This window comes from Pantoea sp. alder81, from assembly GCF_020179835.1.
Taxonomy (GTDB): Bacteria; Pseudomonadota; Gammaproteobacteria; order Enterobacterales; family Enterobacteriaceae; genus Pantoea.
The window spans coordinates 986,009-1,000,384 of record NZ_JAIUDA010000001.1 but is presented as its reverse complement, the minus strand read 5'-3'; the positions used below and the strand labels follow the sequence as shown (position 1 = coordinate 1,000,384).

The following is a 14,376-nucleotide window of genomic DNA, read 5'->3' as shown; positions in this document are numbered from 1 at the left end:
GGTAGCAATATGTCTGGCGGATTAGTGACTGCAGCATACATTGTTGCCGCAATTTTGTTTATTTTCAGCCTGGGTGGCCTCTCTAAACATGAGACGTCAAAGCAGGGTAATCTCTTTGGTATCAGCGGCATGGCGATTGCGCTGCTGGCGACCATCTTCGGACCCAACAGCGGCAACGTGGCGTGGATCCTGCTGGCGATGGTGATCGGCGGTGCGATTGGTATCCGTCTGGCGAAGAAAGTCGAAATGACTGAAATGCCGGAGCTGGTGGCAATCCTGCATAGCTTTGTGGGTCTGGCCGCGGTTCTGGTTGGCTTCAACAGCTATCTCGATCATGCACCAGGCCTGGTGCCGGTGATGGAAAATATCCATCTGACCGAAGTGTTCCTTGGCATCTTCATTGGTGCAGTGACCTTCACCGGTTCCATCGTGGCGTTTGGCAAACTGCGCGGCAAGATTTCGTCGAAAGCCCTGATGTTACCGCATCGCCATAAAATGAACCTGGCAGCGCTGGTGGTTTCCTTCCTGCTGATGCTGTGGTTTGTACAGACGGACAGCACCGGTTCACAAGTGGTTGCGCTGTTGTTGATGACCGTGATTGCGCTGGTGTTCGGCTGGCATCTGGTGGCTTCGATTGGCGGTGCGGATATGCCAGTCGTCGTTTCGATGCTCAACTCCTACTCCGGTTGGGCGGCCGCGGCGGCAGGCTTTATGTTAAGCAACGACCTGTTGATCGTCACCGGTGCGCTGGTGGGTTCTTCGGGTGCCATTCTGTCTTACATTATGTGTAAGGCGATGAACCGCTCGTTCATTAGCGTGATTGCCGGTGGTTTTGGTACCGATGTGAGTGTCGGTGGCGAAAGCGAAGAAGAGGGTGAACATCGTGAAATCACGGCGGAAGACACAGCTGAACTGCTGAAAGGTTCAACGTCAGTGATCATCACTCCTGGCTACGGCATGGCGGTGGCGCAGGCGCAGTATCCGGTGGCGGAAATCACTGAGAAACTACGTGCACGCGGTATCAAAGTGCGTTTCGGTATCCATCCGGTTGCCGGTCGTTTGCCTGGCCACATGAACGTGTTGCTGGCGGAAGCCAAAGTGCCGTACGACGTGGTACTGGAAATGGACGAGATTAACGATGATTTCAGCGATACCGATACCGTACTGGTGATCGGTGCCAACGACACCGTTAACCCGGCGGCACAGGAAGATCCACGCAGCCCAATCGCAGGTATGCCAGTGCTGGAAGTGTGGAAAGCGCAGAACGTTATCGTGTTCAAACGTTCGATGAATACTGGTTACGCCGGGGTGCAGAACCCGCTGTTCTTCAAAGACAACACACAAATGTTGTTTGGCGATGCCAAGGCGAGTGTAGAAGGTATCCTGCGCGCGCTGTAATCAGCATGGCTGTTAAAAAAGGCGACCATCTGGTCGCCTTTATTGTTTTAATCGTCTTCGTCTTCTTCGTCGTCATAATCAATCGGCGATTTGAAATCGTCAGGTTTGATCGCCAGTAAATCACATCGTAAATGATCGATAACCTGCTCAGCGGTATTCCCCAGAAACGCGGCTGAAAGGCCGGTACGTCCAATGGTACCCAGCACCACAATTCCCGATTCAAGATGTGAAGCGATATCCGGAATAACTTCCTCAGGTAAGCCTTTCGCCACATGAGTGAACTCTTCACCGATAGAGAATTTCTGACGCAATGCTTTCATCGCCACCAGATGTTGGCCACGAATCGCGTCGTTATACACGCTGGGATCAAAGTCGGGCAGTTCGATGGCGATATTAATTGGCGTGATGGGATAGGCACCCACCAGATGCACTTCAGTGTGATTGACCATATCGGCCAGTAGCACCGTTTCACGAATCAGCTTTTGGTTAAGTTCATCGTGGTGCGGCTCTTCACTGGCCAGATTGACAGCCACAATTGCTCTGCCACCTTCCGGCCACGGTTGATCTTTCACCATCCATACCGGGCAAGGACATTTACGCAGCAAATGCCAGTCAGTGGGGGTAAAAATCACCGCTTCCAGGCGATCGTGCTGGTGGGCCATTTTCAACACTAAGTCGTGCTGATGCGCCAACACTTCCTGAATGATCGCTTCATAAGGGCGGTTATGCCACACCACTTTAATTTCAATGTCGACGCCAGCCTCAAGATAGGCGTGGGCCTGCTGACGAATCCATTCAGTTCGCTGACTTATGACACCTTTACGCATGTTGGATCGCTCATCCGGCGACAACAAGGTGGTCATTTCATAGGAGAAGTCGTAGATAGGCAGGAAAGCTTTGATTTTTCCGCCGATACGTTGATTCAGATACACCGCACGACGCAGCGCGGGTTGATCGTCCTGTTGGGCGTCAATCGCCACCAGAATATTTTGGTACCGGGACATAAGGCAATCTCCTCAAACCAAAGCAAGTTGGATTAAAGATAGCCTAAGTTAGCGTAGGGCAGAAGGGGAAAAGTTGTTGCCGGATCAATAAACTAACATTTATCGACCCGGCACAGAATCACGCTGCTTGTTCAGTCTGACCAGCCAGTTCTGCCAGCAATGCATGGTTCTCAATAGTGATATATTTGCCTTTCACCGCCAGCATGCCACTTTTCTGGAAGCGGCCGAGCAGACGGCTAATGGTTTCTACGGTTAGTCCCAAATAGTTACCAATGTCACCACGCGTCATGGTCAGGCGGAATTCACGTTGTGAGAAGCCACGTTGCCCGAAGCGGCGTGACAGATTCCAGACAAAGGCCGCCAGACGCTCTTCCGCATTTTTCTTGGAGAGCAGCAGGATCATGTCCTGATCGCCTTTAATCTCACCGCTCATCAGACGCATCATCTGCTGGCGCAGTGCCGGCATTTTACCGGAGAGATCGTCGAGGGTTTCGAAAGGAATTTCACACACCATGGCAGTTTCCAGCGCCTGAGCAAAGCTAGGGTGGTGTGCGCCGACAATCGCATCAAAGCCCACCAAATCGCCAGCCAGATGGAAGCCGGTAATCTGCTCGTCACCCTGTTCAGTGATGGTATAGCTTTTGATGGTGCCGGAGCGGATAGCGTAAAGCGACTTCAGTTCATCACCGGCTTTGAACAACGTCTGGCCTTTCTGAATCGGCTTTTTGCGCTCAATGATATTGTCCAGCTGATCCAGCTCGTGCTCGTTCAGCGTGAAGGGAATACACAACTGGCTGATACTGCAATCCTGACAGTGGATGGCACATCCGCCAGACTGAATACGTCGAATGCTGCGTTTTTCCGGGATCATATAGGTACGCTCGATGATTATTGACTGCCGTCAATTTTAACATTTTTACGCGTTAAGGGAACTCATCCGAGCAGTATTAATCCCTAAACCCCCACTAACGTAGGGTATACCTGAGTTTGCGCAAGGTTAGCCTGACACTATTTTTTGACCTGGAACGTTTTCTTGCCACATTTACATCTGGTCACAACCTGTCACAGCGCAAAAAGTGACAGATGTGATGCCAAAAAACCTTTGCTACTATTTTGTCTTTGAGCGGCAATTTGCGTTCATCTAACCACCAGGTGCGAGAAAAGACCATGAACCTTGACGATGAAGACCTTTTCCGGGATGCCATGGGCGATGTGACGCCACTGAAAGATTGCGCTAACACCCAATGGCTGCGCACGCCCTCAACCAAAGCTCCGCGCCCAACACAAGCCAACGACGAACAGGAGAATTTCCTGACTCGTGGCTTTCTCGACATTATTCCACTGACCACACCGCTGGAATACAAATCAGAAGGGATCCAGCAGGGTGTGCTGGATAAATTGCGGTTGGGCAAATATCCATCGGACGCCAGTCTGAATCTGTTACGACAACCAGTAGAAACCTGTCGTCAGGCGTTGTTCAGTTTTATGCTGCAGGCGCGCAAGCTGGGACTACGCAATCTGTTGATCATCCATGGCAAAGGCCGCGATGATGAATCCCATGCCAATATTATACGCAGCTATCTGGCACGCTGGCTGACGCAGTTTGACGAGGTGCAAAGCTTTTGCGTGGCACAGCCCCAGCACGGTGGTGCCGGGGCGCTGTATGTCAGTTTGAGAAAAACAGATCAGGCGCGGCTGGAGAATCGTGAGCGCCACGCCAAACGCAGCCGCTAATCAGGTGTGAAATTTGCGGATGGTCGCCAGCAACACTTCTGCACTCAGGCTCAGATGATGGCCGCTGCGGGTGATGATCCCCACCGGCTCTCCGGGTCCCGGAGAATTAATCGGGAGTGCAGTGACCGCGTTGTGGCTGAGGTCCTCTTTAATGGCACCCGAGGGCACAAACCACACATAGTCATAACGCAGGGCCAGTTGGCGCGCCAGCGAAGTGGAGGACGTTTCAACGCAATTGGCGGGGAGTGAACAACCTTGTTCATCCAGCATATGCTGAGCAAGGCGGCGCGGTGCGGTGCCCTCCGGCGATATCACCACCGGCCACTGCATCGCGCGCGACAGCGTGACGTTGTCACTCAGAAGTGGATGCTCCGGGCGCACTACCAGCTTAAGCGATTCTAAGAACAGCAGTTCATAACTCAGTCCTGCCATCATTTCACTGTCGGCCATGCGTCCGATGCCAATATCAAACTCACCTGCGCGTAATCCGGCTAGCAACACATTATTATGCAAGGTCGCCACCTGTACGGTGGTATTAGGTTGCTGCTCATGAAAACGGTCAAGAATTTGTGGCAGCATGCCCATCGCCGCTGTCGTCAACGCACCGAGTCGAATCACCACCGGGCGACCGGGCTGTGGGGCGTTAAAGCTTTGTCCCGCATGGTTGAGTGCATCCAGCACTTTCACTGCATGAACAAGGAATTGCTCACCGAGCGTGGTTAACTGCGCGCCGAGACGACCGCGCTCAAACAGGCGCGCGCCAGCCAGTTCTTCCAGCTCATTCAGGGTTTTCGAGAGCGCAGGTTGGCTGAGATTAAGTGTCTCCGCCGCGCGCCCCAGCGTGCCTTGCTGCGCGACCGCAACAAAGGTGTGTAAATGGCGCAAGCGAATGCGCTGATTGAAAAGGGAATTTTTATCCATAGCCTCAAACATAATGACTTTTACCGGTTGGCGGCAATGGGAAAACCAAAATTATGTTAACTTCACTGCAAAATTATATTAACAAAGTCACCTGAAAACATAACTTGCTGTTTTTAATGAAATTATCAAAAATGCGCGCCAGTGCAAAATTATCACCTATTGCAATATCAAACGCTTAATCTCGCAAAATTTGAATAATTCTCACTTACACTTAAAAATCCTGCCCGTTATTGTTAACGATGAGCTATCATTAGCGCCGTTTTTTTTACCAAAACTGATGATTAAACGATGAATGTGCAGGAGTTGATCCGTGACCACCGTTGAAGCCGTAGATGTTCGCCAGCTGATTAATCAGAGTGCGCTTAGCCGTTGGCAAAAACGCCTGATTGCACTGTGCTTCATCGTGGTGGCGCTGGATGGCATGGACATCGCGCTGATGGGCTTTATAGCGCCCACGTTGAAAGCCAGTTGGGGCGTCACTAACCATCAGCTTGGCATGGTGATCAGCGCCGCGCTAATCGGTCTTGCGTTAGGCGCCATGGTGGCAGGGCCGCTGGCCGATCGCTACGGCCGGCGGGTGATGATCCTGCTTAGCGTAGGATTTTTTGGCCTATGGACGCTGGCAACGGCGATGGCGCAAAACATCGATCAGATGATGCTCTTCCGTTTTCTCACCGGACTCGGTCTCGGAGCCGCGATGCCAAACGTCGGGACGCTGGTGGCAGAGTATGCGCCAGAACGTCGACGCTCCTTTATCATCACCGTGGTGTTCTGTGGTTTTACCTTTGGTGCCGCCTCAGGCGGATTCGCGGCTTCCTGGCTGCTGCCACGCTATGACTGGCACTCAGTGATGTTGATGGGCGGAGTGTTGCCGCTGATTGTCTTGCCATTCCTGCTGCGCGGCTTGCCGGAGTCCGTGCGTTTCCTGATTAGCCGTCGTGCGCCCGCGGCGCGTATTCATGCCATTCTGGATCGCATGCTGCCTGGCGTTGTCGAACCGAACAGCCATTACCAATCTACGGAGCAGGTTGCCGTACGGCGCGGCGCGGTGGCGACAGTGGTTTCCCGTCGTTATTTGTTCGGCAGCCTGATGTTGTGGGGCGGCTACTTTATGGGGCTGTTCCTCGTCTATCTCATTGGCAGCTGGATGCCCTCGCTGATCAACACGCTGGGGATGTCGGTGACGGAAGCTGCCATTGTCACGGCCATGTATCAGGCGGGCGGCACAGTCGGTTCGCTGTTCGCTGGTTGGCTGATGGATCGCATCAACGCCAATATCGCGCTGGCAATCATCTACTTCTGTGGGGGAATTGCCATCGTCGGGCTGGGTTTTTCTCCGGCGGAAGTCGGATTAATGAGTGCCATCGCCTTCTTTAGCGGCTTCTGCTTCAACGGCGCTAACACTGGCATGAATGCACTTTCGGCCAGCTATTATCCCACGCACGCGCGTGCCACCGGTTCCAGCTGGATGCACGGTGTAGGACGCGTCGGCGCGATAATGAGTGCTTTTGTTGGGGCAGAGTTGCTTTCTCTGGGTTGGTCGTTCAGTCAAATCTTCCTGCTGCTGGCGATTCCGGCAGTGCTCACAACGGTCATGCTGGTCCTGAAATGCCGCTTTGGTGACCCATCAGACCAGGTTGAGTGACAGGGCGATCACAGTTCCACGAAATTCCTCCACGGCGATAAAGGGTTGATCTACATTAGCAACAACCCTTAACGCCGAGGTGATGACCATGGAAAACTTTCTCACCAGCGATGCCATTCGCACGCTGTTCTCGCAAGCGATGTCCAGTATGTATCAGCAGGAGGTGCCGCAATATGGCACGCTGACGCAACTGGTCACGGCCGTGAATGAGCGCACGCTGGAAGCACATCCCGCTTTAAAAAACCGCCTCGCCGCCGCCGATGAATTGGATCGACTCAGTGTGGAACGTCACGGTGCGATTCGTGTCGGGACTGCCGAAGAACTTAGCACGCTGCGCCAGATGTTTGCGGTGATGGGGATGGAACCGGTGGGATATTATGATCTCTCCCAGGCAGGTGTGCCGGTTCACTCCACCGCTTTCCGTCCGGTCACCGATAGCGCATTGCGCCGAAATCCGTTCCGCGTGTTTACTTCACTGTTACGTCTCGAACTGATTGATGACGCCGAGCTGAGGGAAAAAGCCGCCGCGATTTTGGCCGCGCGCGATATCTTCACGCCAGGTTGTCGTGCGCTGATCGCGCAACATCAGCAGCAGGGCGGTTTGAACGCCTCTGACGCCGCGCGCTTTGTCAAAGAGGCGCTGGAAACCTTCCGCTGGCATGCCCATACCCTTGTGGACAGTGAGACCTACCGTGCACTGAGCCAGCAACATCGTTTGATTGCTGATGTGGTGTGCTTCCAGGGATGTCACATCAACCATCTGACCCCGCGCACGTTGGATATAGATCGCGTGCAGACCTTAATGCCTACGCGAGGAATTGATCCCAAAACCCTTATCGAGGGACCGCCCCAGCGTCAGGTGCCGATTTTGTTGCGTCAAACCAGCTTTAAAGCGTTGGAAGAAGCGGTACATTTCAATGATGGTACACCCGGCACTCACACCGCACGCTTTGGTGAGATTGAGCAGCGCGGCGCGGCGCTGACACCCAAAGGGCGGATGCTGTACGACCGTTTGTTAGCCGAAGCGGGCACCGGCAGCGATAATCAGCATCACCAGCAACATCTGAGCGCGGTGTTTCGTGACTTTCCCGATGATGAAGATACCCTGCGCGAACAGGAACTGGCGTGGTTCCGCTATCGTCTGAGCGCTAAGGGCGTCCAGCATCCTCCGCAAACAGGGGAAACCCTGGCCCAACTGCTTGCTGAAGGACGTGTGCAGGCAGAACCGATTGTGTATGAAGATTTTCTGCCGGTGAGCGCAGCGGGGATATTCCAGTCTAATTTAGGCGCCGAAACGCACGCACGTAGCGCGGGCAATGCCAGTCGAGCGGATTTTGAAGCCGCATTAGGCGCAGCGGTGCAGGATGAGATGGCGTTGTATCAGCAGATGCAGCAGCGCAGTCTGACACGTTGCGGTATACGCTAACAGCAAAAGAAAACCGGTCTGTGAAGTGGCATCACCACTTCAGCAGACCGGCTTCATTTCTTTTATTTTTATTGCAAGCGCGAATCACGCACCAGCTGGTACTTCCCGGCACCCAGGAACATGATGGCGAGTGCGCCCAGCAGATAAAGCGCCTCTGTTTCCAGAGACCAGGCGCCAACATCTGTGCGATGCCAGATCGCGCCCATTTTTACCAGCAAGGTCGCAACAACCATGTTCACCGCAATAATGAAGGCCGCAGGGCGCGTCATTAATCCGATAATAACCATGACAGGTGCCACTATTTCCCCGATGTAAGCACCGTAAGCGATGAAACCTGGCATGCCTTTAACGGCCAGCATATGGGCAATCCAGTCGACGCCATGCATCACCTTAAATTCGCCATGAAACAACAGCAGGCCGCCAAACGTCAGACGTAACAGCAGTTTACCGAAGTCCGGGTGATCGCTCATCCGAGTGAACATCTGGTTGATTCCACCAAACATCGCGCTTCTCCGTCTCGCCAGGTTAACTTGTAACCTTAAAGCAATTCATCCTGTCAGGGTTAGCCAAAAAATTTGATGGAGTTGTTCAATGGATCGGAAGCTCATTCGGCATAATCTGCAAATGCTTTCAGAACATGGACATTCACTCAAGGCCTGCAAATAATGGAAACAAGCTTGATCTGGGAACCCGAGATGAAAAACGAACGACGTCTGAGGATCATGACCGCAGAGGGTGAGCTCAGAGGCCTGATTGACGATGATCTTTTTGTCTTCAAGGGAATACCTTACGCTGCCCCCCCTGTGGGAGCACTGCGCTGGCGTCCGCCGCAACCGGTCACGCCGTGGAAAGACGTACGTGAAGCCACGCAATGGGGCGATGCCAGCTGGCAAAACCGTGACTATTGCGTGGCGGTGGGCGGCGGCGATCCGGGTCGCTTCAGTGAGGATTGCCTGTACCTGAACATCTGGACGCCAGATGTTGAGCCATCCCGACCCTTGCCGGTGATGGTCTGGCTACACGGCGGGGGCTTTACCATCGGTGCCGGCAGCCTTGATCCTTACCGTGGCAAAGCGTTAGCCGCGCAGGGCGTGGTGGTGGTGACGCTCAATTACCGTCTTGGACATTTCGGTTTCTTTGCCCATCCGGCGCTGGATGCCGAATACCCGCCAGACGCGGTGGTCAACAATTTCGCGTTGTTAGATCAAATTGCTGCGCTTCAGTGGATCCAGCGCAATATCCCTGTTTTTGGCGGCGATCGCCACAATATCACGCTGTTTGGTGAATCTTCTGGTGCGCGCAGCGTGTTGTCATTGTGCTGTTCTCCGCTGGCTGAAGGACTGTTTCACAAAGGCATTGTCCAGAGTGCTTACAGCTTGCCGGATGTGCCGCGCAGGAAAGCGCAACAGATTGGCAAACAGGTGGCGGCGCATTTTGGCCTGCTGGAAAATGCCACTGCTGAACAACTTCGCCAGCTACCTGCCGATCAGTTCTGGCCGTTACAGCGTCCGCTGGGATTAGGCCCGGTGGCAATCAGCGGTGATGCGGTGCTACCCAAACCGATGCTCGAAACTTTTATGGCGGGTAAACAACATCGTGTGCCGTTAATGGTGGGAAGTAACAGTGATGAAGCCAGCGTATTGGATTATTTTGGCGTAAATCCAGTAGCGGTCTTGCAGCAAATTCGCAGTAAGAATCGCCTGAGCTACGGCATGATGAAGTGGCTTTACGATATTCATGACGATACCTTACTGGGCCGGGCAGTGGCGCGCGACATGGCCTTTACCGTCGTCCCGCTACTGGTGGCACAATCTCAGCACAGCATTGGTATGCCAGCATGGCGCTACTGGTTCGACTATGTATCAGAGAACGCCCGCGACCTCTATCCACATGGCACCTGGCACGGCAACGAAATCCCTTACGTGTTCAACACGCTGACCACGCTAAAACCACCGGTTGAGCGAGATTACACCGCTGCAGATCAGGCCTTCGCTGACATGGTGAGCAGCTATTGGGTAACGTTCGCGCGGGATGCCAGCGAGTTTAGCTATCAGCTGAAGGGCGAGATCGACTGGCCGGTGTGGCGACCACGTGAAGACCTGACGTTAGCCCTCGGCGATCAGGGGAAACCGCACGCCGTGTTGAAGGCGCGTTTTATGCGCGGGCGCCTGCGTTTGTTCCGCCTGATGATGCGCAGCCACGTGAAGCTTTGATGAGCAAGCTAATAGTGAAATTGCGCAAATGAATTTATAAGGCAAATTTTCGGCTAATCCACTGATTATAAACAATAACATTTCCTATCCGGCTTAAGCAGACAGCAATTTATTAGCTTATTAAACCGTTACATTTTCCCTATCCACTGCCGATAAACGCAATATGCCCTATTTTATCGGGCCTCCTTCGCGTTTCACACCAAGGGATTATGTATGGGAATCTTAAAAAACTTCACTATTCGCGCCGTGATGCTGACCATTCTCGGGCTGTTTTGCCTGCTGTGGTGCGGTGTCGGGTTATTTAGCGTGCACTCGCTCAATGCCCTCGGCGAAGGGAATGAGATAGACCGTGAGCTGGTTAACCAGATGACGGTACTGAGTAAAGGCAACGATCAATATTTTCGTGTGGTCACGCGTTTATCCCGCGTGATGGAAGGGCGCGCATCGGGCGCGGCGGTGAGTGCGGATGCCTTCGCACCGGTGCAACAGGCGCTGGATAGCATGAAAGCGCAGCTGACCCAGTTCAAAGCCATGGCACCCGGCCCAATGGACAGTGAAACCGCCAACAGCGTCATCGCCAGCTGGCAGAAGCTGCTGGATGAAGGCATTGCGCCGCAGGTTTCGCTGGCACAACAGGGCACGATTGAGGCTTACCGCACGCAGGCCAACAATGTGACGCCTGCTCTGAGCCGTGCATTTGGCACCAGCGCGGAAGCCTTCAATAAAGCCGCGGGTATCAAGCTGGATGAGACACGCGTTACCGTCGACAAACTCACCAACATCACCAAGGTGATTATTTTGGTTGCCGTGGTGTTCGGTCTGGTGATTTTGCTGTTCACCGACCGTTATCTGGTGGCGATGCTGGTGAAACCGCTGGAGCGTGTGCGCAACCATTTTGCGGTGATTGCCCAGGGCGATCTTAGCCAGCCCGTGGAAGATTTCGGCCGCAACTGCGTTGGCAAACTGGTGCCGCTGCTGCGTGCAATGCAAGACAGTCTGCGAGAAGCGGTGAGCGCCATTCGCAGCGGAACCGAGAATATATATCGCGGCGCGGCAGAAATCTCATCCGGTAACAACGATCTCTCTTCACGCACCGAAGAGCAAGCTGCCGCGCTGGAGCAAACGGCGGCCAGCATGGAGCAACTCACGGCAACGGTGAAATTTAACGCCGACAATGCACGCCAGGCCAGCTCACTGGCAGAAACGGCAACCGGCACCGCGCAGCAGGGCGGCCGACTGGTGGGTGAAGTGGTCACCACCATGCAGGGCATTTCCGGCAGTTCGAAGAAAATTGCGGAGATCACCAACGTGATCAACAGCATTGCCTTCCAGACCAACATCCTGGCTCTCAATGCCGCCGTTGAAGCCGCTCGCGCGGGCGAGCAAGGCCGTGGCTTTGCGGTGGTGGCCAGCGAAGTGCGTAATCTGGCACAGCGTAGTGCCGGGGCGGCGAAAGAGATCGCCACGCTAATCGAAGATTCCGTTCAGCGCGTGGATAAGGGCTCTGCGTTAGTTAGCAGCGCGGGTAGCACCATGAACGACATTCTGAAGTCGGTGCAGGATGTGAATGAGATCATGAAGCACATTGCGGCTGCTTCTGAAGAGCAGAGTAAAGGCATTTCCCAGGTCGGAACCGCCGTAACGGAAATGGACAGCGTGACCCAGCAGAACGCCTCGCTGGTCGAGCAGGTCTCTGCGGCAGCCAGCGCGCTGGAGCGTCAAACAGAAGAGTTGCAGGCTTCGGTGGCGAAATTCCGTCTGTCAGACAGTGCGCCGGTGAGCAAAGCTCAGGCCGCGCCAGCCAGCACCATTTTGCGCCGCCCGGTGCTATCCGGTACGCCAGCCGTTCAACCGAAGTCGGCCAGTGCCGATGAGTGGGTTTCATTCTGAGGTTGACACAACCACGCCACCAGTTCCGGCAGGAACGGTGGCGCATCCTGTTCTGCTCGCTGTAGCAGGCTGTATGCTGCCCCGGTTGCCACCGTGTTGGCAAACGGGGCAATTAACCGGCCATTCGCTAAATCATTCTGCACCAACGTCACATCAGCTACCGTCACACCAAAGCCCTGAATCGCCGCGCTGATAGCGAGATCCATGGTGGCAAAATGCTGATTGCGCGCCATCGGCACATTGGCAGATTGATCCGCCAGCCACATTTGCCAGTCTCTTGTATCATGGGTGGGATGCAAAAAAGTAAACTTCGCCAGATCGCTGATGCGCGCGGGCGGCGTGACGTTGTTGCCTAAGACCGGTGTGAGTCGTTCATCAAACAACCGAATGGAGCCGACAGGAGGCGTGCCAAACACAATCGCCGCGTCATAATTCTCTAACTGCGAAACATGATCCAGCGTGGTGGTCAGCGCTACGTGGATGTCCGGCCGCTGCTGCTCGAGCGCCACCAAACGCGGCACCAGCCAGCGCATGGCACAGGTGGGCGCTTTCAAACGAATCGAGGCATTACTGCGGCTGGCTTTCTCGGTGGCATTCACCAGTATGGCATAACCTTGCTGCAGTTCAGGCAACAGCGCCGCGCCTTGCTCGGTAAGATGCAGGCCACGCGCATGGCGTGCAAATAACGGAAAGCCCAACCAGCTTTCCAGCGTGGCGATTTTACGGCTCACCGCACCCTGCGTGATGCATAATTCGCTGGCGGCGCGCGTCAGATTGAGATGACGTGCGGTGACCAGAAAAGCATGGATGGCATTCAACGGCAGTGAAGAGCGGGACATAACGGCCTCAAGCTATGATTTTAAGTCATGGCTATTATGACAACAATTCGCTTGTCGACTCAAGCGTCTCACCGTTGAATAGAAATCTACTTTCCTTACGTGGTTATGCAACCTTGTGGAGCAACGATGACCCTGAATAGCAGTGTTAACATCTCTTCCAAACAGCCCGATGTCGGCACGACGATTTTCAGCGTCATCGGCCAGTTGTCGGCGCAACATAAAGCCATCAACTTGTCGCAGGGCGCCCCGAACTTCCCGTGCGATCCGCATCTGGTGGAGCTGGTCAGCAAAGCCATGCGCGAAGGTCATAACCAGTATGCATCACTGACCGGCTTACCGGCGTTGCGCGAAGCGCTGGCCGAAAAAGTCGAGACGCTGTATGGCCAGCACTATGATGCGGGCAGCGAAGTGCTGATCACCGGCAGCGCCAGCCAGGGTATTTACATGGCGATTTCTGCGCTGGTGCACCCAGGCGACGAGGTGATCTTCTTTGAACCGGCGTTTGACAGCTATGCGCCGGTGGTGCGTTTGCAAGGCGCAACCCCGATTGGCCTGAAATTGCAGGTGCCGGATTTTGCGATCAACTGGGATGAACTGCGTGCCACCATCACGCCGCGCACCCGTATGATCATCATCAACACCCCACATAACCCAAGTGCGCAGGTGCTGACGCCAGCCGATCTGGAACAGCTGGCGGCTTTAACCCGCAACACCGATATCGTGGTGCTGTCCGATGAAGTGTACGAACATATCCTGTTTGATGGCCGTGCCCACTGCGGCATGGCAACGCATCCGGAGCTGGCGCAGCGCAGCGTGATCGTGTCTTCGTTCGGCAAAACCTTTCACGTCACCGGCTGGCGTGTGGGTTACGCCCTGGCACCGGCCGCGCTGATGGAAGAGATTGTGAAGGTGCATCAATTCATGATGTATGCCGCCGATACGCCAATGCAGGTGGGTTTTGCGCACTATTTACAGAATCCGCAAAACTACCTGCAGCTGTCACCGTTCTATCAGGAAAAACGCGATCGTTTGCTGGCGTTGATGCAGGATTCACCGTTTAAGCTGCTGCCGAGTGCTGGCTCGTTCTTTATGTTGGCCAGTTACGGACATTTCAGTGACGAAAGCGACAGTGAAATGGTAAAACGTCTCATCGTCGATCACGGTGTGGCCACCATTCCGTTGTCGGCGTTTTATATGGACGGCACTGACAATAAATTAATTCGCCTGTCATTCGCGAAAGACGACGCAACACTGCAGGCTGGCGCGGAAGCGCTGTGCCGGGTTAAAGGGTAATTAGGGGAAGAAT

The 14,376-nt window shown here is 54.3% G+C and carries 12 protein-coding genes; 7 read left to right on the top strand and 5 right to left on the bottom strand.

What is annotated here, in order from left to right:
* The first annotated feature begins 9 nt into the window (after positions 1-9).
* On the top strand, positions 10-1,398 hold the full coding sequence (pntB, locus tag LBW88_RS04735) for a Re/Si-specific NAD(P)(+) transhydrogenase subunit beta (RefSeq protein WP_224928074.1): 1,389 nt from the start codon (positions 10-12) through the stop codon (positions 1,396-1,398).
* A gap of 47 nt (positions 1,399-1,445) precedes the next feature.
* Here the strand turns inward: pntB and uspE are convergent, their stop codons facing one another.
* Together uspE and LBW88_RS04725 are read right to left on the bottom strand one after the other, a co-directional pair.
* Entirely contained in the window at positions 1,446-2,402 is a 957-nt protein-coding gene (gene uspE / locus LBW88_RS04730) for a universal stress protein UspE (protein WP_224928076.1), read from the bottom strand.
* A 118-nt stretch (positions 2,403-2,520) separates the two neighbouring features.
* Positions 2,521-3,273 (bottom strand): FNR family transcription factor, encoded by a 753-nt coding sequence (locus tag LBW88_RS04725; RefSeq protein WP_034830913.1) that lies wholly within the window; start codon positions 3,271-3,273, stop codon positions 2,521-2,523.
* Between the two features lie 296 nt (positions 3,274-3,569).
* On the opposite strand from LBW88_RS04725, the gene smrA reads away from it, so the two are divergent.
* Positions 3,570-4,136, top strand: coding sequence for a DNA endonuclease SmrA (smrA, locus tag LBW88_RS04720; protein ID WP_224928079.1), 567 nt, complete (start codon positions 3,570-3,572; stop codon positions 4,134-4,136).
* Here smrA and LBW88_RS04715 read toward each other — a convergent pair whose 3' ends face one another.
* Entirely contained in the window at positions 4,137-5,057 is a 921-nt protein-coding gene (locus tag LBW88_RS04715) for a LysR substrate-binding domain-containing protein (RefSeq protein ID WP_224928082.1), read from the bottom strand.
* Between the two features lie 310 nt (positions 5,058-5,367).
* Here LBW88_RS04715 and LBW88_RS04710 point away from each other — a divergent pair, with 310 nt between their 5' ends.
* On the top strand, positions 5,368-6,702 hold the full coding sequence (locus LBW88_RS04710) for an MFS transporter (protein WP_224928085.1): 1,335 nt from the start codon (positions 5,368-5,370) through the stop codon (positions 6,700-6,702).
* Between the two features lie 88 nt (positions 6,703-6,790).
* On the top strand, positions 6,791-8,128 hold the full coding sequence (locus tag LBW88_RS04705; protein ID WP_224928087.1) for a VOC family protein: 1,338 nt from the start codon (positions 6,791-6,793) through the stop codon (positions 8,126-8,128).
* Positions 8,129-8,196: 68 nt separating this feature from the next.
* On the opposite strand, the gene LBW88_RS04700 is transcribed toward LBW88_RS04705, so the two are convergent.
* Positions 8,197-8,631: a DoxX family protein gene (locus tag LBW88_RS04700; RefSeq protein ID WP_224928090.1), complete on the bottom strand. Its 435-nt coding sequence runs from the start codon at positions 8,629-8,631 to the stop codon at positions 8,197-8,199.
* A gap of 192 nt (positions 8,632-8,823) precedes the next feature.
* Between LBW88_RS04700 and LBW88_RS04695 the strand changes: the two genes are divergently transcribed.
* Both LBW88_RS04695 and LBW88_RS04690 read left to right on the top strand, forming a co-directional pair.
* Positions 8,824-10,341 (top strand): carboxylesterase/lipase family protein, encoded by a 1,518-nt coding sequence (locus LBW88_RS04695; protein ID WP_224928093.1) that lies wholly within the window; start codon positions 8,824-8,826, stop codon positions 10,339-10,341.
* 213 nt (positions 10,342-10,554) lie between these two features.
* Positions 10,555-12,231, top strand: a complete 1,677-nt coding sequence (locus LBW88_RS04690) for a methyl-accepting chemotaxis protein (protein WP_224928095.1) — start codon at positions 10,555-10,557, stop codon at positions 12,229-12,231.
* Here LBW88_RS04690 and LBW88_RS04685 read toward each other — a convergent pair.
* Positions 12,189-13,070: a LysR substrate-binding domain-containing protein gene (locus LBW88_RS04685; protein WP_224928098.1), complete on the bottom strand. Its 882-nt coding sequence runs from the start codon at positions 13,068-13,070 to the stop codon at positions 12,189-12,191. The two genes, LBW88_RS04690 and LBW88_RS04685, sit on opposite strands and share 43 nt — an antisense overlap.
* Positions 13,071-13,196: 126 nt before the next feature.
* On the opposite strand from LBW88_RS04685, the gene LBW88_RS04680 reads away from it, so the two are divergent.
* The gene (locus tag LBW88_RS04680; protein ID WP_224928101.1) at positions 13,197-14,363 is read left to right on the top strand and encodes a methionine aminotransferase; all 1,167 of its coding nucleotides are present in this window, start codon (positions 13,197-13,199) and stop codon (positions 14,361-14,363) included.
* Positions 14,364-14,376 lie beyond the last annotated feature (13 nt).